This window comes from Caulobacter sp. UC70_42 (assembly GCF_044056025.1).
Taxonomy (GTDB): domain Bacteria; phylum Pseudomonadota; class Alphaproteobacteria; order Caulobacterales; family Caulobacteraceae; genus Caulobacter.
On record NZ_CP171994.1, the window covers coordinates 1,154,229 to 1,176,639 of the forward strand.

Here is a 22,411-nt window from a genome sequence, read left to right on the forward strand (position 1 = left end):
GATGTGTGCCGTCCCCCGCGCGCCACGGCAAGCACCCGCTTTACAAGATCGCGGCCCTTCCCTCTTAGTCGGCCCGGAAGCGAGAGGCGATCGAGTGATGCGCATGGGCGAGCTGATGGAGGCGGTGAAGCGTTCGCGCTTTCTGGCCGACCTGTCGCCCTATGACCGCGACCCGTGGCGGACGGTCTTCGCCGTGCCGGTGGGCATGCTGGCCGGAGCGGTGGCGGGCCTGCTGGGCGCGATCACCGCCACCCTGATCAGCCTGCTGGTGGTCAGCGGCCTGGACGGCGCGCCGGCGGCCGGCGACCTGTTCAGCGTCTTTTCCGATCCCAACCTGACCGAGCCGACGGCGCGGCAGTCGCTGTTCTTCCTGGCCGTGCTGGCCGGCGTGAACCTGGGCGCGGCGGTCGGCTTCGTGTTCGCGGCCGGAGCGATCCACCACCGCCGCATCACCGACTACATCAATCGCGGCCAGCCCGTGCGCTGGCGCCTGCTGCTGGGCGGCCTCGTCCTGGTCGGCGGGGTGATGATCGCGGTCACCGGCGTCGCCGCCGCCCTGGGCGAGTCCCTCGATCCGCCGCTGTGGAAGGTCTCGCCGAACCTCGTGGGCCGCGCGCTCTACGCGGCCATGGCCATCGCCCTGCTGATCCTGGCCGCGGCCGCCGAGGAGCTGGTGTTCCGCGGCTGGCTGCTGAAGCAGAGCGCGGCCTATGTCCGCGACCCCATCGTGCTGATGGCATTGAACGGCCTGCTGTTCGCGGCCATCCACTTCGACCCGAACATCGACGCCTTCCTGGTCCGCGCGGCCATGGGCGCGGGCCTGACCTGGATGGCGCTGCGCCTGGGCGGCATCGAGCTGGGCATCGGGGCTCACGCGGCCAACAACGCCGTGATCCTGCTGCTGATCCGGCCGATGACCACCCGCCCGGACTCGCCGCACGAGTTCAAGGCCGGCCTGATCGCCAGCGCCCTGGTGGTGCTGGCCGGCTTCATCGGCGTCGCCGAGCTGTCGGTGCGCTGGCCGGCCCTGCGCCGCTGGACCGGCGGCTCGAGCCCGGCGGCGGCCTAGCGCTTGCCGGGACCGCCGCGCGGGGCCGGACCGCGCGAGGGTCCAACGCCCCGCGAGGGCTTGGCCGCCGCCGGACGCGGGGCCGCCCTGCCCGGCTTCTCCGACACACGCCGCGCCGCGCCGTCCACTGGCTTACCCGGCGACTTGGCCGCCGGCTTGCCGCGCGCGGCGGGCTTGCCGATGTCGATGAACTTGCTCTCCATCGACTTGGGCGCGCGCTTGGCCTTCGGCGCGGCGATGCCCTTGCTGGCGCCCTTGGCCGGCGCGTGGGGCGAGACCTTCTTCTTCGGCTTGGCCCAGCCGGCCTTGTAGACCGGCTTCTCGGACTTTTGCGGCGCGTCGATCACCACCGCCCGGTCGGCGCGCGGAACGCCCCGGCGCTGCAGGTCGCCGCCGCCGGGCGTGCCGGGGGCCTTCACGGCGCTGGCGATACCGTTGAACTTCGGACGATCGCCGGTCGGCATGTTCTCTTCGGAGACGATGCCTTCCAGCAGTTCGCGGATCACCCGGGGCCCGACCTCCTCGATCTGGCCGGCTTCCAGCGGACCCAGGGCGAACGGGCCGTAGGACATGCGGATCAGGCGGTTGACCTTCAGGCCCAGGGCTTCCAGCACCTTGCGGACCTCGCGGTTCTTGCCTTCCGACAGGCTGACCGTGATCCAGATGTTCTTGCCGCCGCCGGCCTTGTCGTGGGCCTTGTCGATCTTGGCCTCGATCGAGCCGTACTTGACGCCCTCGACCGTGATGCCGTCCTTCAGCGTGTCGAGCTTGGCCTGGGTGGTGTCGCCGAAGGCCCGGGCGCGATAGCGGCGGACCCAGGCGTTGCTGGGCGTCTCCAGGGCGCGCGACAGCTCGCCGTCATTGGTCAGCAGCAAGAGGCCCTCGGAGTTGAGGTCCAGGCGGCCGACCGAGATCAGACGCGGCAGCTCCTTGGGCAGCGACTGGAACACCGTCGGCCGGCCCTTGGGGTCGTTGTGGGTGGTCATCAGCCCGGTGGGCTTGTGGTAGCGGAAGAGCCGGGTCGGCTCGCGTTCGGCCACCAGCTGGCCGTCGACGGTCAGGAAGTCGCCGGGCTGGACCTTGACCGCCGGGGTGGTCAGCACCTTGCCGTTGATCGCCACGCGACCGGCCTCGATCAGCCGCTCGACCTCGCGCCGCGAGGCCACGCCGGACCGCGCCAGGGCCTTGGCGACGCGCTCGCCGGGACCGCCGTCGAGATCGCCGTCTTGACCGTCGAGTTCAGGCTCGTACAGGGGATCGTGCGGCTTGGTCATTTTCGGCGTCCTTCTCGGGCTGGGCGCATCTCTCGATGGGCTGTTTCAGGTTCAGGTAATGCACACCGATCTCGCCGACGATCAAGACTTGGAGCAGGATCGGCGCATGATGCGCCTGGCCCTCGAGGCCGCCCGCGCGGCGGCCGAGGCCGGCGAGACGCCCGTCGGCGCGGTGATCCTCGACCCCAGGACCGGCGAGGTCATCGCCACGGCCGGCAACGGCCCGATCGCCGCCCACGACCCCACGGCCCATGCCGAGATCGCGGCTATGCGGGCGGCGGCCGCCAAGCTCGAGAATTATCGGCTGACCGACCTCACCTTGGTCGTCACCCTGGAGCCCTGCGCCATGTGCGCCGGCGCGATCAGCCACGCGCGGATCGGCCGGGTGGTGTTCGGGGCCGAGGACCCGAAGGGCGGCGCGGTCGTCCACGGCCCGAGATTCTTCGCTCAACCCACCTGCCACTGGCGCCCTGAAGTGACGGGCGGCGTCCTGGCCGAGGAGAGCGCGGATCTGCTGCGGGGGTTCTTCCGCGCCAGGCGCAGGAAAATCTAGCTGAGCAGGGTCGAGCCCAGCAGGACCTTGGCGCCGGGCTTGCCGACCACCTGGTCGCAGGCCTTCTGCAGCTCGCGCGCCACATAGTCGAGGTCGGGCGGCGCCCCGCCGCGCAGGCCGGCGGCATAGACCATCAGCACCTGGGCGAAGGCCGCCCGCAGGCGCGGCGTCGAGGCCTGGGCGCGCTCCATCAGCTTGGGATCCTTGGCCTCGATGCCGGTCTCGACGGTCATCACGCCCCGGCGGCCATCGCGGCGCAGGACCACCGCGTTGATCGGATCCAGGGCGAAATAGGTCGGCGGCGCCTTTCTTCTCTTCCTTGCCATGGGCGCTGGCGAAGGCGACCGTCGGCGCGGCCAGGGAGCCGCCGGCGAGGGCGGCGATCAGGGCGATCGGAAGGAGGCGGTTTCGGCGCATGTCGCCTTGCTACCGCACCGTGGTTGACGTCCTCTTTACGCCTGCGAGCGCACACAGGGGGTTAACCACGATTCGTCGCCACGCCCGCTCAGGGCGCCTCTGGGGCGGGCGGACGTCGCAGGAGGCAGACCTTGGGCCGTTTTTCCCCCAAATCCCTCGACCTGACCGGCAAGGTGATCCTGGTCACCGGCGGCACCGGCTCGTTCGGCCGGCGGTTCATCGAGACCGTCCTGCGCCGCTACACGCCGCGGAAGGTGATCATCTACTCCCGCGACGAATTGAAGCAGAGCGACATGCAGCTCGAAATGCGCGAGCAGTTCGACGAGGCCACTTACGGCAAGCTGCGCTTCTTCCTGGGCGACGTGCGTGACCGCGAGCGCCTGACCCTGGCCTTGCGCGGGGTCGACATCGTCATCCACGCCGCGGCCCTGAAGCAGGTCCCGGCGGCCGAATACAATCCGTCGGAATGCATCCATACCAATATCATGGGCGCCGAGAACGTGGTCTGGGCCAGCCTGAACAACGCCGTGAAGCAGGTGGTGGCCCTATCGACCGACAAGGCCTGCAACCCGACGAACCTGTATGGCGCGACCAAGCTGGCCTCGGACAAGACCTTCGTGGCCGCCAACAACCTGTCGGGCGACATCGGCACGCGGTTCTGCGTCGTGCGCTACGGCAACGTCGTGGGCTCGCGCGGCAGCGTCGTGCCGCTCTATCGCCGCCTGCTGAGCCAAGGCGCGACCGAGCTGCCGGTCACCGACCCGCGCATGACCCGCTTCTGGATCACCCTGAACGAGGGCGTCGACTTCGTGCTGTCGTCCCTGACCATGATGCGCGGCGGCGAGATCTTCGTGCCGAAGATCCCGTCCATGGCCATGCCGGACCTGGTCAAGGCCATGTCGCCGGACGCCGGCATGAAGGTGGTCGGCATCCGTCCGGGCGAGAAGCTGCACGAGATCATGATCAGCGCCGACGACGCGCGCGCCACCGTCGAGTTCGAGGACCGCTACGCCATCGAGCCCAACTTCGCCGAGTTCGGCCGCACGCCCTATTCGGAAGCCGACGGCGCCAGGCGCGTGGCCGAGGAATTCTCGTACAGCAGCGACAACAACCACGACTGGCTGACCCCGCAGGGCCTGCTGGACATGCTGGAGGAGAAGGCCGCGCGATGAGCGGCTTCCTCCCCTACGGCAAGCAGACGATCGAGGACGACGACGTCGCGGCCGTCGCTGAAGCCCTGCGCGGCGATTTCCTGACCACCGGCCCGACGGTCGAGGCCTTCGAGACCGCCTTCGCCGCCAAGGTGGGCGCCGAGCACGCCATCGCCGTCTCCAACGGCACGGCCACCCTGCACCTGGCGATGTTGGCGCTGGGCGTCGGCGCCAATAACGAGGATGGGGGCGACGTCTGCATCGCGCCGTCGATCACCTTCCTGGCCACCGCCAACTGCGCCCGCTACGTCGGGGCCGAGGTGGTGTTCGCCGACGTCGATCCCGACAGCGGTCTGATGACGCCGGACACCCTTGCCAAAGCGCTGAACAGCGCGCCCGGCAAGCGGGTCAAGGCCGTGCTGCCCGTTCATCTGCGCGGCGACGTCTGTGACCTGCCCGCCTTGAAGGCCATGGCCAGCGCCTCCGGCGCGGTGCTGGTCGAGGACGCGCCCCACGCCCTGGGATCCATCGGAACGTTCGGCGGAACCGCCCACCCGGTCGGCGACTGCGCCTTCTCCAGCTTCGCCAGCTTCTCGTTCCATCCGGTCAAGACCCTGGCCACGGGCGAGGGCGGGATGCTGACCACCAACGACGCGGCCCTGGCGGCCAAGGCCCGCCTGCTGCGCTCGCACGGCATGGTCCGCGAGCCCGGCGGCGATCCCTGGTGGTACGAGATGCCGGAGCTGGGCTTCAACTATCGCATCCCCGACGTGCTCTGCGCGCTGGGCCTGTCGCAGCTGAGAAAACTGGACCGTTTCGTCGCCCGCCGGCGGGAACTGGCGGCGCTCTATGCCACGCTGCTGGCCGAACGCGCGCCACGCGTGCGCCTGGCCGCCAGCCCGGCCCATTCGCACCCGGCCCTGCACCTGCTGACCGTGCTGATCGACTTCGAGGCCGAAGGCATTTCTCGCCGCACCGTCGTCGAGAGCCTGAAGGCCCAGGGGATCGGGACCCAGGTCCACTACATTCCGGTGCACCGCCAGCCCTACTACGTGAACCGCCAGGGCCTGGCCGACCTGCCCGGCGCCGACGCCTGGTACGCGCGCTGCCTGACCCTGCCGCTGTATCCGACCATGACCGACGGCGACGTCGAGCGCGTGGTGGACGCCCTGGCGGGGATCCTGGGGTAGCGCGGCAAGGCCGCCTCTCCGCTCATCCACGCGGCGAAGCGATCATTAAATAAAAGTCAGGCGCCTCCGTTCGCCTGTCCCCGGGCCTCTAAGCTTGAGCAGCTGTCCGAGGGGCCTTTATGTTTCGCACCGTTCGTATTCTCGTCGCCGGCGTTGGGGCGCTGGCCCTGCTGGCCGGCGCCGCCCAGGCGCAGGACTATAAGCCCACCTTCCATCCCGAGACGCTGAAGGGGCCGCCCGCCGGCAAGGCCAACGAGGTGCTGGTGCTGGGCACGGCGCACCTGTCGGGCCTGCCCAAGACCTTCGACATGGCGCTGCTGGCGCCGCTGGTGGACCGCCTGGCCGCCTGGAAGCCGACCGGCATCGCCACCGAGGACCTGTCGGGCCTGCAGTGCGACGCCCTGCGCCGCTATCCGGCCCGCTACGCAGCGACCGTGAAGAGCTATTGCTACGACCCCGGCAAGGCGGGCCAAGCGATCGGTCTCGACGTGCCGGCGGCCAATGCCGAGGCCGAGCGCCTGCTGGCCGCCTGGCCGACCCAGCCCACGGCCGCCCAGCGCCGGCGCCTGGCGGCGGTGTTCATCGCGGCGGGCGAGCGCAACTCTGCCCTGGTGCAGTGGCTGCGGTTGCCAGACGCCGAGCGCCATGCTGGCGATAGCCTGAACGACGAACAGGCCGCCTTTCTGGAAATTCGTTCAAGACCCGCCGCAACGAGACCACCGTGATCGCCGCCGTGCTGGCCGCGCGCCTGGGCCATGAGCGGCTGTGGAGCGTCGACGACCACTCGGCCGACACCCCCGATAGCGGCGACCCGGAGGAACAGAAGGCCTACGAAGCGGCGATCATGAAGGCATGGGATAACCCCGTCAGCCATGCCCGCCGGGCCCAGGACGAGGCATTGCGCGCGAACCTCTCCAAGCCGGACGGCGTCCTGAACCTCTACCGGGCCTACAACACAGCCGACGCCCAGCTGATGGCCTTCAAGGGCGACTTCGGCGCGGCGTTCGTCGAGCCCTCGCCCCAGGGCTTTGGCCGGCAATATCTCGGCTACTGGGAGACCCGCAACCTGCGCATGGTCGGCAACATCCGCGACGTGCTGGGCCAGCACCCCGGCATGCGGATGCTCGCCATCGTCGGGGCGTCGCACAAGGGCTACTACGAGGCCTATCTGAACCAGATGCACGACGTGCGGCTGGTGAGCTCGGACGCGGTGCTGAAGTGAGGCGGATAGCTCCGGCGGCGGCCTGACCGTCCTCCGGTGGCAAGCGCCCCCTAAGCCGCCTGCGCCAGCAGGGTCTTCAGCAGGTCCATGGTCTGAGGCGAGCCCTGGAGCTGTTCGCGCGAGGTCGGGTCGCGGGCCAGCTTCAGGGCCTCGACCCGGGCCTTGTCGGCGACCGGGCCGGTCGGGCCGGCCTCGCCAAGGGCCAGCTTGGCCAGCAGTTGCAGACGATGAGGCAGCGGCGCGGGGGCGCGGACCAGCATGGTCAGCAGGCGCGAGTCGCCTTCGATCAGCGCGCCGATCTCGCCTAGCTTGGCGCACAGGGGCTCGAAGTCCTCGCGCACCAGGCCGGAGCGGACCAGCTGACGCTGCAGCCCCGCCAGGTTGCCGAGCTTGGCGACCGGCGAGTCGGGGCCGGCGCGCAGCTCCTTCTCGAAACGCATGGCGCTGATATTGGCGTTCAGCCAGCGAGCGGCGTTGCGCTTGTTGACCGCGCCCATGACGTTCTCGGCCAGGCGGATCAGCATCTTGATCTCTTCGTGGGCCGAGCGGTCGCGGCCCAGCAGCGCCTCGATGAAGTCGCCGTTCAGCAGGGTCTTGGAGCGGGTCGTGAAAGCGCCCTGGATGTCCTCGGCCTGGAGAATCCGGCCGGCGGCGGCCGTCAGGCTCATGGCCAGGGCGCGCAGATATTCGATCTCGGCCTCGGCGTCGTTGGGCTTGAGGCGGCGCACGCCGTTCAGCTCGGTCAGCACGCGCTCGGCGATGGCCTTGCGCACCGACGGGAAGTTGTCGCCGGCCAGCCAGTCGCCGAGACGACGGGCCGTGCCCGAAAGCTCCGGCATGCAGCCGCGGACGCTGGCTTCGATCTTGATCAGGGCCTCGACGGCGACGCCGCCGGTCAGCCGGGTCATGGCCGCCAGGGTGACGCCCAGGTCCTCGTTGGTGGTGTCCAGCAGGTCGGCCATGCCGGCCCGCGAGCCGATGATCTCGGCCAGAGGCTGCTCGATGGCCTGCAGGGCCGCGAAGCGGGCGCGCGGCTCCTCCGGGGCGGCGTCGGCCAGGTCCAGCAGGCGGGCGATCTTGGCCGACCAGCTGACGGCCGGGGCGATCGAGGCGGCGACGCCGGCGCCCAGCAGGAACGCGCGGTCGGGATCGGCGACCAGGCGCTCGGCGGCCTTGGCGAAGCCTTCCTTGTCGAGATCCGGCAGGGCCCCCTTCTTGAAGGCCTTCATCAGGTTGGCGACGGTGCGCTCGACCAGGCCCTGGAAGTGACGGATGACCTCGTGCACGGACTGGCCGCGCGCCTCGGCTTCCGGAATGGCGATCTTTTGCAGCGCGTGCTGCAGGTCGGTGCCGGACGCCTCGAGCTTCTCGACGAGATCCGGGCGGTGCAGCAGTTCGAACGGCGTGGCCTTGTGCCGGGCCAGCCAGCCTTCCAGCAGGCGGCCGATGCGGTCACGGGCGTGGGCGGTGTAGAGGTCGGCCGGCTGCACGCAGAGGGGGTCGCGATCCTCGACCTCCTTCTTGGGCTTGCCGCCGTCGACCAGCCCCTTGGTGAAGATGGCGATCGACTTGTATTCGCCGGTGGCCTCGTCGAGGGTTTCCTTGCTGACGCGCACGGCGACGGCGCGGTTCTGAACGAGGACGTCCTCGGCGACCTGCAGCGCGTGCGCGCGGTTCTCCGAGGCGATCTCCAGCGTCCACTGGGCCCCGACTTTCCGCCGGACAAACAACTCGTAATGGACTTGGCTCATGCCCGCCCCGCTTCAGGAGGCCCCACTATGGGTGTTCAGACCTTAAGGTGAGGTTGAGGGAACCCGCCCATGACGGCCGTCCGCGCCGCAATCGCGCCTTTCTGGAGCCGTAAAGCCCAGGAAGAAGCAGGGAAAGCTTTACCGCGCCACGCGTTGAAGCCAGGACGTTCGACCGATAGGATCGGCCGACGCAAGAAAAGGCTAAGGACAAGAACGACCATATGGCCGCCATCACGCTCATTGACGACGACGAGAACATCGTCGCCTCGGTCTCGCTGGCCCTGGAAAGCCACGGTCACGCGGTGAAGGCCTATTACGACGGAGCCTCGGGTCTCGAGGCCGTCGAGGCCAACCCGCCCGATCTTGTCATTCTCGACGTCAAGATGCCGCGCATGGACGGCATGGAGGTGCTGCGGCGCCTGCGCCAGACGTCCGAGATCCCGGTGATCATGCTGACCTCGAAGGACGACGAGATCGACGAGATCCTCGGCTTCAACCTCGGCGCCGACGACTACATGCACAAGCCGTTCAGCCAGCGCCTGCTGCTGGAGCGGGTCAAGGCCGTGCTGCGCCGCGCCCGTCCGGACGACGAGGACCTGGCGCCGATGGCCGGCTCGGCCGCCGCGGCGGCGGGCTCCAAGGTCATGAAGCGCGGCAAGCTGACCCTCGATCCGGCCCGCCACGACAGCCTGTGGGATGGCCGGCCGGTGCGTCTGACCGTCACCGAGTTCCTGCTGCTGCAGGCCCTGGCCCAGCGCCCCGGCTTCGTGAAGAGCCGCGACAACCTGATGGACGCCGCCTACGACGATCAGGTCTATGTCGACGACCGCACGATCGACAGCCACATCAAGCGCATGCGCAAGAAGTTCCGTCAGGTCGATCCCGAGTTCGACTCCATCGAGACCCTGTACGGCGTTGGCTACCGTTACCGCGAGTCCTGAGGCGGAGAGCCAAAGCGAAACCCCCAAGGCCAGGCGACGCTTCGTCTGGCCGCGCGGGTCCAGGCTCGGCCGGCTGATCATCGTCCTCAACGTGCTGGCCCTGGCGATCGTGGTCGTCGGGGCCCTGGTGCTCAACGAACTGCGCAGCGGCCTGATCTCCGCCCGCATCGACAGCCTGTCCACCCAGGGCGAGCTGATCGCCAACGTCATCGACCAGACCGCCACGGTCGGCGAGCCCGAGCCGGCGCTGGATCCCTATGTCGCCAGCCAGCTGCTGCAGGTGCTGTTCATCCCGCGCAACCAGCGGGCCCGCCTGTTCGACGCCCACGGCAAGGCCCTGGCCGACTCGTTCGTGGTCGCCGACCGCGTCGACTGGAAGGTGCTGCCGCCCGCGCGCAAGCCGGGCGACAAGGACGCCCCCCCGCACCTGACCCCCGCCGCCCAGGCCCGCGCGGAGAAGGCCCGTCAGGCCCTGGCCGACGAGATCGCCCAGGCGATGAAGGGCCGCCCCGTCGCCGGCACCCGCATTGCCGAGGATGGCGAGCGGGTGGTCTCGGTGTCGATCCCCATCCAGCACGTCCGCGCGGTGCTGGGCGTGCTGACCCTGGAGGCCGGCGATGTCGACGAGATCATCTCGGCCGAGCGCAAGGCCCTGCTGCCGTTCATCGTCGTGGCCATGGTCGCGATCGTGCTCTCCAGCGTCCTGCTGCACCGCCTGATCGCCGTGCCGGTGCTGCGCCTGGCGCGGGCCGCCGACCATGTGCGCCTGCAAGGCGCGCGCGCCATCTCGCTGCCGGACCTGTCCGAACGCCGCGACGAGCTGGGCGACCTGTCGCGCTCGCTGGAGGACATGACCCACTCGCTGTCCGAGCGCATGGACGCCATCGAGCGCTTCGCCGCCGACGTGGCCCACGAGATCAAGAACCCCCTGACCTCGATCCGCTCGGCCATCGAGACCCTGGACCTGGTCACCGACCCCGCCGCCCGGGCGCGGCTGCTGGCCATCCTGCAGAACGACGTCAACCGCCTGGACCGCCTGGTCACCGACATCTCCAACGCCTCGCGCCTGGACGCGGAGCTGTCGCGCGAGCATCCCAAGGCCATCGACCTCTCCAAGCTGCTGGCCGAGGTCGCCAGTCTGTACGAGGCCCAGCTGCGCCCCGGTCCGGCGCCGGGCAGCGTGCGGGTGCGATTCGGGGCCGAGATCCCCCGCCCCATCCTGGTGCTGGCCCGCGAGACCCCGATCGGCCAGGTGTTCCGCAACCTGATCGACAACGCCCGCTCGTTCAGCCAGGACGATGGCGAGGTGCGGGTGTTCGTGATCCGCCCGCGCGGCAAGTCGACCGTGGCCGTGATCGTCGACGACGACGGCCCCGGCATCCCCGCCGAGAACCTGGAGACCATCTTCGAGCGCTTCTACACCTCGCGTCCCAAGGGCCGGGCGTTCGGCGGCAATTCGGGCCTGGGTCTCTCGATCGCCCGGCAGATCGTCGAGGCCCACGGCGGCCAGATCCACGCCGAGAACCGCAAGGACGAGGCCGGGGCCGTGATCGGCGCCCGCTTCGTGGTCGAGCTGCCGGAAGTCCGGGAGTGATTCGCCCCGAAGCCCCGCCGGAGATCCGTCACGCCGGCCTGATCGCCCGCCGCCAGGACGGCTTCTGGCGCGGAGCCCTGATCGAGGGCCCGTCGGGGATCGGCAAGAGCGACCTGGCCTTGCGAGCCCTCGACGCCGGCTTCCGGCTGGTGGCCGACGACCGGGTCTTGATGTTCGCCGCGGCCGGCCGCCTCTACGGCAAGGCGCCGGAAACCCTGGCCGGGCTTATCGAGGTGCGCGGCCTGGGCGTGATCGACGCCGCCGCCCTGCCCTTCTGCCAGGTGGCCTTGGTCATCCGCTGCGTCGCCGACCCCGCCGCCGTCGAACGCCTGCCCGATCCGCGATCCGCGACGATCAAGGGCGTTTCCGTTCCCGTTTTCGACCTGTGGCCGCGAGAACCCGCCGCCCCGACGAAAATAGGCCGCATGATGCAGTCTCTTGGAGTCGCCTCCTAACGAGCGTATCAAGGCCGCCCGCGCGACGTTCTCCCCGTCGCCACGGGAATGGGGATCCCTGTTGAGATACAAGGCATGATCGGGCTCGTGATCGTGACGCACGGGCGTCTGGCGGAAGAGTTCATCTCCGCCATGGAACATGTGGTCGGGCCGCAGGCCGCCGTGAAGGCGATCTGCATCGGCCCCGAGGACGACATGGAACGCCGCCGTTCCGACATTCTGAAGGCCTGCGCCGAGGTCGACACCGACGGCGACGGCGTCATCCTGCTGACCGACATGTTCGGCGGCACGCCCAGCAACCTGGCCATCTCGGTCATGGAGCAGACCAAGGCCGAGGTCATCGCCGGCCTGAACCTGCCCATGCTGATCAAGCTGGCCAGCGTACGCCAGCGCGAAACCCTGCAGGCCTGCGTCGCCCACGCTCAGGAGGCTGGACGCAAGTACATCTCCGTGGCCTCCTACGTGCTCGCGGGGGAAAAGTAGGGCATGGCTTCACGCACGGTCGAGATCGTCAACGAGCGCGGCCTGCACGCGCGCGCCTCGGCCAAGTTCGTGAAGATGGCGTCCAGCTTCGACGCCGAAGTGACCGTCAGCCGCGACGGCGCCTCCGTCGACGCCCGGTCCATCATGGGCCTGATGATGCTGGCCGCCGGCATCGGCTCGACCATCGACATCAGCGCGGAAGGCCCCGAGGCCGCTTCGGCGGTGGAAGCGCTGTGCGAGCTGGTGGCCAACCGGTTCGACGAGGAGCGATAGCGGCGCGGGCCTGCCGTGAGGCGGGCGGGACGACCGCTAAGGGTGGGAAGGCGGCCATTGAAACCGGCGCGGGAAGGCTGATAGGCCAACTACAGTCCCGGACAATTTCTCAGCGACCGCTTTCGACCCAAAGCGCAGCTCGCGCGCGGGTTGGAGCTAAGTATTCTCTAGAGCTTGTCGTTCTCCGGGGCAGATGGCTCGCGATAGACCCAGATAATCGTGCCGAACCGAGGGTCCCACATGCTCTTGGTCAACAGAAGGCTGACGGTGTTCGTCTCTGGATGCCACCTGGCCATTTGTAAGTCCAGCGGCGAGCTGCCTCCCTTGGACTCTGTCTCGGGGCCGTACTTGGTCCGCAGCTGATTGCGAATGCTGACGAAATCGTCGTTAGTTGACGTTTTGCGCTCCAGCCAAACTCTGTTGAGTTTATTATTGGCAAAATAGAAACAGACATGGAAGCCAAAGGAGATAACCCTGTAGTCTTCAATTTCCAGAGAGCAAACCTCATCACCCAGCACTGGGGGTTTCTTCGGTTTTGTCGCTGTCGGCTGCAGGGCCAAAACTTCTGCAGGACTCATACCGAAGTTTAGGTTTGTCCAAATTGTCTTGCCCATATGATCCTGGGCGTTCGCAGGTTGCGCCAGCGCCATCACGGCCGCACCGAGCGCTGCGATAAGTCCGAGTTTTTTCAATGTCCCGCCCCCGATACGGTCACAACCTCTCGTTCAGATCGAGAAGCGGTGCAATTTTTACCGCGTCAGCAGCACGCGGCAACTCCGAAATCATCGGAACCAAAAGGAGCTTGCAGGGTCCGCTATGGGGCGAAAGCCGACCTTGGTCGGTGCGATCCTTAAATCTCTTGGAGGCTGCAGCGTGCAGGGCTGTCCAGGTCAGTCAAGGACGGCTTCGCCGCCGCGCGCGGCCGCCCGGAGGGCGGTCCTTGAGTGACCTGGACAGCCCTGCGATCGTCTCGCCGTGAGATGTAAGGATGGCTCCGACCTCGGGGGTCGGGCGGCGGCGAGGGCGCTGTATCCCCGGCGTTCGCGGCGCCGAACCTCACGAAATCAAAGACTTGTCGATTTTTCACGCCGCTGAATGATCCGCGTTGAATCCGCCGCGATAATCAATGCATCCCCGTCGCGGGGGAGGGCGTTTGGATCCGGCCCAATACGGCGGCGGGGGTAGGTTGAGCGGGGCCGCTGGCGGTTCCTGGAGATTCGAAAGTCGCCCCGTCCGTACTCTTCAGGCGGATCGGTCGGCGAACGGGTAGTTTCCGGGATCAAAGCCGACAGCGGATCGACAGGGCGGTGATCGTATAAGCCGCCTATCGTGGATCGTCGGGGTCGAGACGGATGTAGCCGATCGACTTGATCCGCGCCCGTCCGGGGGTAAACGGGGACCCGAGCAGACAACGCTCACGCCTCCCGACCTCACGGGCAAGAACAGCCTGGCGGAGCGGTCGTCCGAGCCGAAACAAAAACAAACCCTACGGTCTCCGGGTTCGCCCGGCCGCTCCGTCGCCTCCCCACCCAAACTCGCAGCCGCTCAGGCGCGAGGATGCTGAAACACGTTCCTTCCCCCTGGATGGGAGCAGGAGAGAGAATGACCCAATCCCTGATCCACGCCCGTCACACGCGCATGTTCGGCAAGGGACGCCATCGCAAGCGTCGCCTTCGGAAGAGCGACGACATCTGGCTGGAGCTGATCGACAGGGTGACGACGATCCTGGACGAGGCCGAGCATGACATGCGCGCGATGACCCGGGACTATCCGCCCCACATCCTGGCCGGATACCTCGCGGACGCAGCCGAGACGCGGCGTGAGCTCGAGGCCCAGCGCCGCGATATCCTGCTGAATCCGCGTGGCTAAGGCCTACTCGGCCGCGACGATCTCGTGATCGTGGTGATGCGCCTCGACCCGCACCGCGCCGCCCATCGGGCGCAGGTCCAGGTCCTGGAACAGCTGGCTGTCCTCGTCCTGGCCCGGCAGCGGCGTGGTCAGCAGCTTGCCGCCGACGAAGATCGAGTTGGCGCCGGCCAGGAAGCACAGGGCCTGCAGTTCGCGGCTCATGCCCTCGCGGCCGGCCGACAGGCGGACCATGGATTTCGGGCAGACGATGCGGGCGACGGCGATGGTGCGGACGAACTCGATGGCGTCGATCGCCTTGCCCTCGGCGAGCACCTTGTCGCCCAGCGGCGTGCCGCTGACCGGCACCAGGCCATTGATCGGCAGGCTGTCGGGATGGGCCGGCAGGGTGGCCAGCTGGTGCAGCAGGCCGGCGCGGTCGCGACGGCGCTCGCCCATGCCGACGATGCCGCCGCAGCAGGTGCTCATGCCGGCGTCGCGGACGTGGGCCAGGGTGTCGAGGCGCTCCTGATAGGTGCGCGTGGTGACGACGTCCTTGTAGTAGTCCGGACCGGTGTCGAGGTTGTGATTGTAGTAGTCGAGGCCCGCGTCCTTCAGGGCCTTGGCCTGGTCGGCGGTCAGCATGCCCAGGGTGGCGCAGGTCTCCAGGCCCAGCGCCTTCACCTCGCCGATCATTTCGGTCAGCTTGGGCAGATCCCGATCCTTCAGCTCGCGCCAGGCCGCGCCCATGCAGAAGCGCTGGGCGCCGCCGTCGCGGGCGGCGCGGGCCTTGGCCACCACGTCGTCGGCGGCCATCAGCTTCTCGGCCTTGAGCCCGGTCTTGAAGTGGGCCGACTGGCTGCAATAGCCGCAGTTCTCGGCGCAGCCGCCGGTCTTGACCGACAGCAACTGCGACAGCTGCATCTCGGAGGGATCGAAATGCGCGCGGTGCACGCTCGCGGCGTCAAACACCAGCTCCATGAAGGGCCGTTCGAACAGCGCCTCCACCTCGGCGAGGGTCCAGTCGTGACGAGCCACAGGTGAGACGGGCGAAGCGTTGATCTTACTCATGGCGCGCACGTTTGAACCGCTCCATGACGCTTGGCAAGACGTCGGCGAGGCGGCATAGCGCTAAGGGAGCGGAAGGGCCCCCCGGGAGTTGGTCAGGTCATGGATCGCGAGATCGAGCTGAAATTCCTGATCCCGCCCGAAGCAGCGGCCGAAACCCTGGCCCAGTTGAAGGGCGAGGGCGCGGTGCGCCAGCTGGACGCCACCTATTTCGACACCCCCGGCCATATCCTGCGCAAGGCGGGCTTCGGCCTGCGGGTTCGCGACGGCGAGGGCGGCCGCAAGCAGACCCTGAAATCGGCCTCGGCCGGCGGCGTGTTCTCGCGCGGCGAATGGGAAGAGCAGATCGCCGGTCCCGATCCCGACCCCGACGCCCTGTCCCGCACCCCGGCCGCGGCCATGCTGGCGGGCCAGACCCTGGCGCCGGTGTTCACCACCCGCGTCCAGCGCACCGTACGGCTGGTCGAGGTGGGCGGCGCGACGATCGAGGCGGCCCTCGACCAGGGCGAACTCCTCGCCGGCGGTCGAAAGGCCCCGGTCTGCGAGCTGGAACTGGAATTGAAGAGCGGCCCGGCCAGCGCCTTGTTCGACCTGGCCCGCGACGTCGCCCGCCATGCGCCCCTGCGGCTGTCGCTGGTCAGCAAGGCCGAGCGCGGCTACGGCCTGGCCGCCGGGAACGAGGGCGGCTCGCCTCGCCGGCAGACCGCGACGCTGGACCGCCACGCCACCGTCGGCGAGACGCTGCAGGCCTTGGGCCATGCGGATCTGGCCCATCTCTGTTCGGCGCTGGAATCACTGCGCGAGCGGCCGGAGCCCGAGGGCGTGCACCAGGCCCGCGTCGCCACCCGCCGGCTGCGGGCGCTGCTGAAGATCTTCAAGCCGCTGGCCCGGGACTCCGCCGCTCAAATGCTCGACGAAGGCCTGCACTGGCTGGCGGCCGAGTTCGACACGGCGCGCGATCTGGACGTCTTCATCGGCGATGTCTGGGACCAGGACGGCCGCCGGGCTCACTTCAACGGTCGCGACGATTTCGAACGCGCCCTGAACGCCGCCCGCGCCAGCGCCTATCTGCGGATGGAGGCGGCGGTGGCCAGCACCCGGGCGCGGGAAGTCCTGCTGGAGGCCGCGGCCTGGCTCGAGACCGGCGCCTGGACGCGCGATCCGGACCTGGCCGATGTGCGCGACGGCCGCGCCGACGCCTTCGCCGCGGGGGTGCTGGATCACCGCCTCAAGCAGGTCAGGACCCGCGCCAAGCATTTCGACGACCTCGACGCCCAGGCGCGGCATCGCCTGCGGCTGAAGGGCAAGACCCTGCGCTACGCGGCCGAGGATCTCGCCCCCCTGTTCCCGGACCATCCCCATCGAGTCGAACGGTTCCTGGAGGCCTCGCGGGCGGTGCAGGACACGCTGGGCGCCCTCAACGATCGCAGCGTCCGCAAGACCCTGGTCGAGACGGTGGCCCAGGGCGACGCCGGTCAGGCTCGGGACGTCGCGCGCGTGGCCCTGGCCGACGACGAGGACGACCTCGTGGACGCGGCGCGCAAGGCGCTGAAGGCGCTGCTGGAAGCCAAGCCGTTCTGGTGAGGTGAACGCGAAGCCGATCCCACGACCCGTTCTCACGCGGTTGTCATCGACACGCGGTATGCGGACGAAACGGGGGGCGCGGGAGCGGGCCGCCGAGCACGAGGGGCCCAAGCCATGAACCGCCTGAGACTCACCGCCAGTCTGCTGGCCCTGATGACCGCGACGCCGGCCCTGGCTCAGACCACGCCGACTGTGGGCGTGGTCGGCGCCACCGTCCCGACCGCGCAAGGCGGCGCGAACGGCGTGGCCTTGCTGCGCGATCCGAAGGACCCGGCGCGCGGCGTGATCGCCGCCAGCGCCAAGCTGGGCGGTCTCGAGCTCTACGGCCTGGATGGCCAGCGCATCGCCGCCATCCCGGGCGGCGAAGTCTATGCGGTCGACACCCGCGACGATGGCCCGCGCGCTCTGCTGGCCGTTCTGGACCGCCAGGCCGGCCGCCTGCGGCTGTTCGGCCGCGACCACGCCAGCGGCGGGACCGCCGCGATCGACGCCCGCCCGCTGTTGCTGGGCTATTCCGGGGAGGGGATCTGCCTGCATCGCAGCGTCCGCGACGGCGCGCTCTACGCCTTCGTCATGGGCCGCGAGGGGCAGCTCGATCAGTGGCTGCTCTACCCCTCGGCCGACGGCAAGCTCGACGGCCGCGTGGTCCGCACCCTGCGTCTGTCGTCCGAAGCCAAGTTCTGCGTCGCCGACGACGCCAGCGGCGCGCTCTATGTCGCCCAGAAGGCCGTCGGCGTCTGGCGCTACGACGCCGATCCCGAGGCCGAGCCAGTTCCGGTCATCGTCGACATCAATCGCCTCGGCCACATCGCCGGCGAGGTCGGCGGCCTGGCGGTGATCAACGGCGGCAAGGGCGCGGACTATCTGGTCGCCGCCAATGCCGACGCCGGCGACTACAACGTCTATGACCGGAGCGCGGGCGACCGTTTCGTCGGCGCCTTCAGGGTCCAGGCGAACGGCGGGGCGGCGATCGAGGGGCCGTCGGGCCTGTTCGGGATCCGCGCGCCCGTCGGCCCCAGCCTGCCGGCCGGCGCGCTGCTGATCGCCGACGACCGCAACGCGGGCGCCAGCAGCAAGATCCTGTCGTGGCGGGATATCGCCTCGGCGCTGAACCTCTCGCTCGGCCAGGACGCGCCGACGGTCGAACCCAGCAAGACCGTGCTCGTCCAGGCGACCATGGAGACCGAGCCGGTCGGCCATGACGGCGACGCCGCCGACGATCCGGCCATCTGGGTCCACCCGACCGATCCGGCCCGCAGCGCGATCATCGCCACCGACAAGAAGGGCGGCCTGCTGGTCTATGACCTGTCGGGCAAGCGGCTGCAGTACCTGGCCGACGGCAAGATGAACAATGTCGACCTGCGCGGCGGCTTCAAGCTGGGCGGCAAGACCGTGACCCTGGTCGCGGCCAGCGATCGGACCCGCAAGGCCATTGGTCTTTACACGATCGATCCGGAAACCCGCCTGCTGACCAGTGTGGCCGATGGCGTCCAGGCCAGCGGCCTCTCGGATCCTTATGGTCTGTGTCTATATCGCGACCGCAAGGGCGGGATCTTCGCGTTCATCAGCGACCCCGACGGCTTGGTCCGGCAGTACAGCCTGACCGCCACCGCCAAAGGCAAGGTCGCCGCCAAGGCCGTGCGCGACCTCAAGTTCGACACCCAGACGGAAGGCTGCGTCGCCGACGACGAGACCGGCGCGCTCTATGTCGCGGAGGAAGATGCCGCGTTGTGGAAGCTGGGCGCCGACGCCAAGGCTGGCCAGGCCCGCAAGGCCGTCGCCCGTGTCGCCGACAATCCCGCGCTGAAGGACGATCTGGAAGGCGTCGGCCTCTACGCCCAGCCCAATGGCAAGGGCTATCTGGTCATCTCCAGCCAGGGCAATAACAGCTATGCGGTGTTCCGTCGCGAGGGCGACAACGCCTACGTCGGCAGTTTCGCGGTCACCGCCAACGGCGACAACGGCGTCGATGGAATCTCCGAGACCGACGGCCTGGACGTGACCAGCGCCTCGCTCGGTGCGGGCCTGGAGGCCGGCGCCTTCGTCGCCCAGGATGGCCGCAATATCTCGCCGCCCGAGCACCAGAACTTCAAGCTCGTGCCGTGGTCGGCGATCGCGGCGAAGCTGAAACTCGAGTGAGGCGATGGCGAGAGACGAAAAAAGCCGCCCGAAGGCGGCTGTTTTACGAAAGACCCTTGGGTGCGGGGACAGGATTTGAACCTGTGACCTTCAGGTTATGAGCCTGACGAGCTACCGGGCTGCTCCACCCCGCGTCAGGGTGTTGTGAGATTGTGTGGCAGGGTTTGGACTTGGTTTGGTTGATATCCTTTTGGCGGACCTGGCGGCGACCTACTCTCCCGCGCCTTGAGACGAAGTACCATTGGCCCAGGGGGACTTAACGACCGAGTTCGGAATGGGATCGGGTGGGGAACCCCCGGCATAGCCACCAGGTCAGCGAAAAGGATATCGACCGCCCTCTTTCGAGGGCAGTGATTGTGAAGAAGACATCAGTGTCTGAAGTAGAGCCATGCGATTGCATGGGTTTGACTGAAGAACGATCAAGCCTATCGAGCTATTAGTACCGGTAAGCTCCATGCGTCGCCGCACTTCCACACCCGGCCTATCAACGTGGTGGTCTTCCACGGCTCTCAGCGAGACCTTGTTTTGAGGTTAGTTTCCCGCTTAGATGCTTTCAGCGGTTATCTATTCCACACTTAGCTACCCTGCTGCACAGCTGGCGCCATGACAGGTCCACCAGAGGTGTGTCCATCCCGGTCCTCTCGTACTAGGGACAGATCCTCTCAAGTCTCGTACACCCACGGCAGATAGGGACCAAACTGTCTCACGACGTTCTGAACCCAGCTCACGTACCACTTTAATCGGCGAACAGCCGAACCCTTGGGACCTGCTCCAGCCCCAGGATGTGATGAGCCGACATCGAGGTGCCAAACTTTGCCGTCGATATGGACTCTTGGGCAAAATCAGCCTGTTATCCCTAGAGTACCTTTTATTCGTTGAGCGATGGCCCTTCCACGCAGGACCACCGGATCACTATGGCCGACTTTCGTCTCTGCTCGACTTGTCAGTCTCGCAGTCAGGCGGGCTTATGCCATTGCACTCGACGACCGATTTCCGACCGGTCTGAGCCCACCATCGCGCGCCTCCGTTACACTTTGGGAGGCGACCGCCCCAGTCAAACTGCCCGCCACGCCATGTCCCGGACCCGGATAACGGGCCGCGGTTAGACGTCAGCAACAATAAGGGTGGTATTTCAAGGATGGCTCCGCCGGAACTGGCGCCCCGGTTTCATAGCCTCCCACCTATCCTACACATGTTGCTGCTAACGCCAAGGCGAAGCTGCAGTAAAGGTTCATAGGGTCTTTCCGTCTGACCGCGGGAACCCCGCATCTTCACGGGGAATTCAATTTCGCTGAGCCTGTGCTGGAGACAGTGGGGAAGTCGTTACGCCATTCGTGCAGGTCGGAACTTACCCGACAAGGAATTTCGCTACCTTAGGACCGTTATAGTTACGGCCGCCGTTTACCTGGGCTTCAATTCAGAGCTTGCACCCCTCCTTTTAACCTTCAGGCACCGGGCAGGCGTCAGACCCTATACGTCGCCTTGCGGCTTCGCAGAGCCCTGTGTTTTTGATAAACAGTCGCTACCCCCTGGCTTGTGCCACTCTCATCTGGTTGCCCAAAAGAGAGTCACGCTTATCCCGAAGTTACGCGTGCAATTTGCCGAGTTCCTTCAGCACAGTTCTCTCAAGCGCCTTGGTATACTCTACCTGCCCACCTGTGTCGGTTTCGGGTACGGTCTCCGTTGGAGTTATTTCCAGGGACCTGTTCACTGCCGGGAGCAATCCAATAAGCCCCGACAATTTACCAGATCCGTCACTTCCAACTGGTTCAGGAATATTCACCTGATTTCCCATCGACTACGCCTTTCGGCCTCGCCTTAGGGGCCGACTAACCCTGCGCAGATTAGCTTTACGCAGGAACCCTTGGGCTTTCGGCGAGAGGGTCTCTCACCCTCTTTATCGCTACTCATGTCAGCATTCTCACTTCCGATACCTCCAGCAAGGCTCACGCCTCACCTTCATCGGCTTACGGAACGCTCCGCTACCGCGTGCACAGAGTGCACACCCATACCTTCGGCGACTGGCTTGAGCCCCGTTACATTTTCCGCGCAGGTTCGCTTGACCAGTGAGCTGTTACGCTTTCTTTAAATGATGGCTGCTTCTAAGCCAACATCCTGGTTGTCAAAGCAAACCCACATCGTTTCCCACTTAGCCAGTACTTGGGGGCCTTAGATGATGGTTAGGGTTGTTTCCCTTTTCACGACGGACGTTAGCACCCGCCGTGTGTCTCCCGGATAGTTCTCTTGGGTATTCGGAGTTTGGTTAGAATTGGTACAGCTCGCGCCGCCCGCATCCATCCAGTGCTCTACCCCCCAAGGAATACGTCCGAGGCACTACCTAAATAGTTTTCGCGGAGAACCAGCTATGTCCAGGTTTGATTGGCCTTTCACCCCTATCCACAAGTCATCCGAGAATTTTTCAACATTCACCGGTTCGGTCCTCCAGTAAGTGTTACCTTACCTTCAACCTGCTCATGGATAGATCACCTGGTTTCGGGTCGTCATGCGACGTACTTATTCGCCCTATTCAGACTCGCTTTCGCTGCGCCTACACCTAACGGCTTAAGCTTGCACGGCACATGAAGTCGCTGACCCATTATACAAAAGGTACGCCGTCACCACGCGCGGTGGCTCCGACTGCTTGTAGGCTTCCGATTTCAGGATCTGTTTCACTCCCCTTGTCGGGGTGCTTTTCACCTTTCCCTCACGGTACTTGTTCGCTATCGGTCATTGAGGAGTACTTAGGCTTGGAGGGTGGTCCCCCCATGTTCAGACAGGATTTCACGTGTCCCGCCCTACTCGAGTCTGTCGCTATTTGACGCTTACGGGGCTATCACCCACTATGGCTGTGCTTCCCAGCACATTCAGCTTTATGTCACGACAGCACTGGCCTGGTCCCGGTTCGCTCGCCACTACTACGGGAGTCTCGGTTGATGTCCTTTCCTCCGGGTACTGAGATGTTTCAGTTCCCCGGGTTTGCTTAATGAACCCTATGTATTCAGGTCATTATACCTCTTCTGATCAACCAATCCTGGCCCCGCCCGAAAGCGAAGCTAAGTTGGGTGACCATAAAGGTGGGTTTCCCCATTCGGAGATAGCCGGATCAAAGGGTGCTCGCGCCTCCCCGGCTCTTATCGCAGCGTGCCACGTCCTTCATCGCCTCTCAATGCCAAGGCATCCGTCAGAAGCCCTTATGCGCTTGATCGTTCTCAGCAAAACCCATGCGCTTTGAGACCTAGCCGCGTCACGCGGGAAGGTCTCGAGCATGAGCTCTACCTTTAGTCAGACAATGATGTCTTCTTAAGTCCATCCTTAAACCAGGTCCGTATCCCAGGGGTGAGCTACGGTTGGCGGAGGAACCCTGCCTTCACAATGTCATTTCGCACCGGCTCGAAAGCCGCT

At 66.9% G+C, this 22,411-nt stretch carries 19 protein-coding genes, 1 tRNA gene and 2 rRNA genes; 14 read left to right on the top strand and 8 right to left on the bottom strand.

Going from position 1 to position 22,411, the window contains the following annotated elements:
• Positions 1 to 103: 103 nt before the first annotated feature.
• Entirely contained in the window at positions 104 to 1,069 is a 966-nt protein-coding gene (locus ACHMW8_RS06030) for a lysostaphin resistance A-like protein (protein WP_395445032.1), read from the top strand.
• Here the strand turns inward: ACHMW8_RS06030 and ACHMW8_RS06035 are convergent.
• The gene (locus tag ACHMW8_RS06035; RefSeq protein WP_395445033.1) at positions 1,066 to 2,343 is read right to left on the bottom strand and encodes a pseudouridine synthase; all 1,278 of its coding nucleotides are present in this window, start codon (positions 2,341 to 2,343) and stop codon (positions 1,066 to 1,068) included. The two genes, ACHMW8_RS06030 and ACHMW8_RS06035, sit on opposite strands and share 4 nt — an antisense overlap.
• 58 nt (positions 2,344 to 2,401) lie before the next feature.
• Here ACHMW8_RS06035 and tadA point away from each other — a divergent pair, with 58 nt between their 5' ends.
• Complete coding sequence (gene tadA / locus ACHMW8_RS06040; protein ID WP_395445034.1) at positions 2,402 to 2,896, top strand: tRNA adenosine(34) deaminase TadA; 495 nt, start codon at positions 2,402 to 2,404, stop codon at positions 2,894 to 2,896.
• Here tadA and ACHMW8_RS06045 read toward each other — a convergent pair.
• Positions 2,893 to 3,222 carry a hypothetical protein gene (locus ACHMW8_RS06045; RefSeq protein WP_395445035.1) on the bottom strand — a complete coding sequence of 110 codons (330 nt, stop codon included), beginning with the start codon at positions 3,220 to 3,222 and terminating at the stop codon, positions 2,893 to 2,895. The genes tadA and ACHMW8_RS06045 overlap by 4 nt on opposite strands.
• Positions 3,223 to 3,444: 222 nt before the next feature.
• On the opposite strand from ACHMW8_RS06045, the gene pseB reads away from it, so the two are divergent.
• From pseB to ACHMW8_RS06065, 4 genes are all read left to right on the top strand, one after another.
• On the top strand, positions 3,445 to 4,485 hold the full coding sequence (pseB, locus tag ACHMW8_RS06050) for a UDP-N-acetylglucosamine 4,6-dehydratase (inverting) (RefSeq protein ID WP_395445036.1): 1,041 nt from the start codon (positions 3,445 to 3,447) through the stop codon (positions 4,483 to 4,485).
• Entirely contained in the window at positions 4,482 to 5,654 is a 1,173-nt protein-coding gene (gene pseC / locus ACHMW8_RS06055) for a UDP-4-amino-4,6-dideoxy-N-acetyl-beta-L-altrosamine transaminase (RefSeq protein ID WP_395445037.1), read from the top strand. The genes pseB and pseC overlap by 4 nt, the downstream gene beginning before the upstream one ends.
• 119 nt (positions 5,655 to 5,773) lie before the next feature.
• On the top strand, positions 5,774 to 6,379 hold the full coding sequence (locus ACHMW8_RS06060) for a hypothetical protein (RefSeq protein ID WP_395445038.1): 606 nt from the start codon (positions 5,774 to 5,776) through the stop codon (positions 6,377 to 6,379).
• Positions 6,376 to 6,876 carry a DUF5694 domain-containing protein gene (locus ACHMW8_RS06065; protein WP_395445039.1) on the top strand — a complete coding sequence of 167 codons (501 nt, stop codon included), beginning with the start codon at positions 6,376 to 6,378 and terminating at the stop codon, positions 6,874 to 6,876. The genes ACHMW8_RS06060 and ACHMW8_RS06065 overlap by 4 nt, the downstream gene beginning before the upstream one ends.
• A 50-nt stretch (positions 6,877 to 6,926) precedes the next feature.
• Here the strand turns inward: ACHMW8_RS06065 and ACHMW8_RS06070 are convergent, their stop codons facing one another.
• Positions 6,927 to 8,627, bottom strand: a complete 1,701-nt coding sequence (locus ACHMW8_RS06070; protein WP_395445040.1) for a hypothetical protein — start codon at positions 8,625 to 8,627, stop codon at positions 6,927 to 6,929.
• 221 nt (positions 8,628 to 8,848) lie between these two features.
• Here ACHMW8_RS06070 and ACHMW8_RS06075 point away from each other — a divergent pair, with 221 nt between their 5' ends.
• The 5 genes from ACHMW8_RS06075 to ACHMW8_RS06095 all read left to right on the top strand — a co-directional run bounded on the left by ACHMW8_RS06075 (position 8,849) and on the right by ACHMW8_RS06095 (position 12,373).
• Positions 8,849 to 9,568 carry a response regulator transcription factor gene (locus ACHMW8_RS06075; protein WP_125154936.1) on the top strand — a complete coding sequence of 240 codons (720 nt, stop codon included), beginning with the start codon at positions 8,849 to 8,851 and terminating at the stop codon, positions 9,566 to 9,568.
• Positions 9,543 to 11,162, top strand: coding sequence for an ATP-binding protein (locus tag ACHMW8_RS06080; protein ID WP_395445041.1), 1,620 nt, complete (start codon positions 9,543 to 9,545; stop codon positions 11,160 to 11,162). The genes ACHMW8_RS06075 and ACHMW8_RS06080 overlap by 26 nt, the downstream gene beginning before the upstream one ends.
• Positions 11,163 to 11,185: 23 nt before the next feature.
• Positions 11,186 to 11,617 (top strand): HPr kinase/phosphorylase, encoded by a 432-nt coding sequence (locus ACHMW8_RS06085; protein ID WP_233586425.1) that lies wholly within the window; start codon positions 11,186 to 11,188, stop codon positions 11,615 to 11,617.
• 75 nt (positions 11,618 to 11,692) lie between these two features.
• Positions 11,693 to 12,100: a PTS sugar transporter subunit IIA gene (locus ACHMW8_RS06090; protein WP_125154933.1), complete on the top strand. Its 408-nt coding sequence runs from the start codon at positions 11,693 to 11,695 to the stop codon at positions 12,098 to 12,100.
• A gap of 3 nt (positions 12,101 to 12,103) precedes the next feature.
• Positions 12,104 to 12,373, top strand: a complete 270-nt coding sequence (locus ACHMW8_RS06095; RefSeq protein WP_125154932.1) for an HPr family phosphocarrier protein — start codon at positions 12,104 to 12,106, stop codon at positions 12,371 to 12,373.
• A gap of 167 nt (positions 12,374 to 12,540) precedes the next feature.
• Here ACHMW8_RS06095 and ACHMW8_RS06100 read toward each other — a convergent pair whose 3' ends face one another.
• Positions 12,541 to 13,065: a hypothetical protein gene (locus tag ACHMW8_RS06100; protein WP_395445042.1), complete on the bottom strand. Its 525-nt coding sequence runs from the start codon at positions 13,063 to 13,065 to the stop codon at positions 12,541 to 12,543.
• A 910-nt stretch (positions 13,066 to 13,975) separates the two neighbouring features.
• Here ACHMW8_RS06100 and ACHMW8_RS06105 point away from each other — a divergent pair.
• Positions 13,976 to 14,242: a hypothetical protein gene (locus ACHMW8_RS06105; RefSeq protein WP_395445043.1), complete on the top strand. Its 267-nt coding sequence runs from the start codon at positions 13,976 to 13,978 to the stop codon at positions 14,240 to 14,242.
• Positions 14,243 to 14,245: 3 nt separating this feature from the next.
• On the opposite strand, the gene bioB is transcribed toward ACHMW8_RS06105, so the two are convergent.
• Positions 14,246 to 15,289, bottom strand: coding sequence for a biotin synthase BioB (bioB, locus tag ACHMW8_RS06110; protein ID WP_395445044.1), 1,044 nt, complete (start codon positions 15,287 to 15,289; stop codon positions 14,246 to 14,248).
• Positions 15,290 to 15,388: 99 nt separating this feature from the next.
• Here bioB and ACHMW8_RS06115 point away from each other — a divergent pair, with 99 nt between their 5' ends.
• Together ACHMW8_RS06115 and ACHMW8_RS06120 are read left to right on the top strand one after the other, a co-directional pair.
• Positions 15,389 to 16,870, top strand: a complete 1,482-nt coding sequence (locus tag ACHMW8_RS06115; protein ID WP_395445045.1) for a CHAD domain-containing protein — start codon at positions 15,389 to 15,391, stop codon at positions 16,868 to 16,870.
• 114 nt (positions 16,871 to 16,984) lie between these two features.
• Entirely contained in the window at positions 16,985 to 19,009 is a 2,025-nt protein-coding gene (locus ACHMW8_RS06120; RefSeq protein ID WP_395445046.1) for a phytase, read from the top strand.
• Between the two features lie 57 nt (positions 19,010 to 19,066).
• On the opposite strand, the gene ACHMW8_RS06125 is transcribed toward ACHMW8_RS06120, so the two are convergent.
• The 3 genes from ACHMW8_RS06125 to ACHMW8_RS06135 all read right to left on the bottom strand — a co-directional run bounded on the left by ACHMW8_RS06125 (position 19,067) and on the right by ACHMW8_RS06135 (position 22,214).
• Positions 19,067 to 19,143: transfer RNA gene (locus ACHMW8_RS06125), tRNA-Met, on the bottom strand.
• A gap of 63 nt (positions 19,144 to 19,206) precedes the next feature.
• Positions 19,207 to 19,321 (bottom strand): 5S ribosomal RNA (gene rrf, locus ACHMW8_RS06130).
• Positions 19,322 to 19,424: 103 nt separating this feature from the next.
• A 23S ribosomal RNA gene (locus ACHMW8_RS06135) occupies positions 19,425 to 22,214 on the bottom strand.
• Positions 22,215 to 22,411: the final 197 nt, after the last annotated feature.

Coding starts and splice junctions, on each gene's coding strand:
- ACHMW8_RS06075 (WP_125154936.1), top strand. CDS start 8,849: ATGGCCGCCATCACGCTCATTGACGACGACGAGAACATCGTCGCCTCG.
- ACHMW8_RS06070 (WP_395445040.1), bottom strand. CDS start 8,627: ATGAGCCAAGTCCATTACGAGTTGTTTGTCCGGCGGAAAGTCGGGGCC.
- ACHMW8_RS06035 (WP_395445033.1), bottom strand. CDS start 2,343: ATGACCAAGCCGCACGATCCCCTGTACGAGCCTGAACTCGACGGTCAA.
- ACHMW8_RS06105 (WP_395445043.1), top strand. CDS start 13,976: ATGACCCAATCCCTGATCCACGCCCGTCACACGCGCATGTTCGGCAAG.
- tadA (WP_395445034.1), top strand. CDS start 2,402: ATGCACACCGATCTCGCCGACGATCAAGACTTGGAGCAGGATCGGCGC.
- ACHMW8_RS06045 (WP_395445035.1), bottom strand. CDS start 3,222: ATGGCAAGGAAGAGAAGAAAGGCGCCGCCGACCTATTTCGCCCTGGAT.
- ACHMW8_RS06090 (WP_125154933.1), top strand. CDS start 11,693: ATGATCGGGCTCGTGATCGTGACGCACGGGCGTCTGGCGGAAGAGTTC.
- bioB (WP_395445044.1), bottom strand. CDS start 15,289: ATGAGTAAGATCAACGCTTCGCCCGTCTCACCTGTGGCTCGTCACGAC.
- ACHMW8_RS06120 (WP_395445046.1), top strand. CDS start 16,985: ATGAACCGCCTGAGACTCACCGCCAGTCTGCTGGCCCTGATGACCGCG.
- ACHMW8_RS06095 (WP_125154932.1), top strand. CDS start 12,104: ATGGCTTCACGCACGGTCGAGATCGTCAACGAGCGCGGCCTGCACGCG.
- ACHMW8_RS06115 (WP_395445045.1), top strand. CDS start 15,389: ATGGATCGCGAGATCGAGCTGAAATTCCTGATCCCGCCCGAAGCAGCG.
- pseC (WP_395445037.1), top strand. CDS start 4,482: ATGAGCGGCTTCCTCCCCTACGGCAAGCAGACGATCGAGGACGACGAC.
- ACHMW8_RS06060 (WP_395445038.1), top strand. CDS start 5,774: ATGTTTCGCACCGTTCGTATTCTCGTCGCCGGCGTTGGGGCGCTGGCC.
- ACHMW8_RS06030 (WP_395445032.1), top strand. CDS start 104: ATGGGCGAGCTGATGGAGGCGGTGAAGCGTTCGCGCTTTCTGGCCGAC.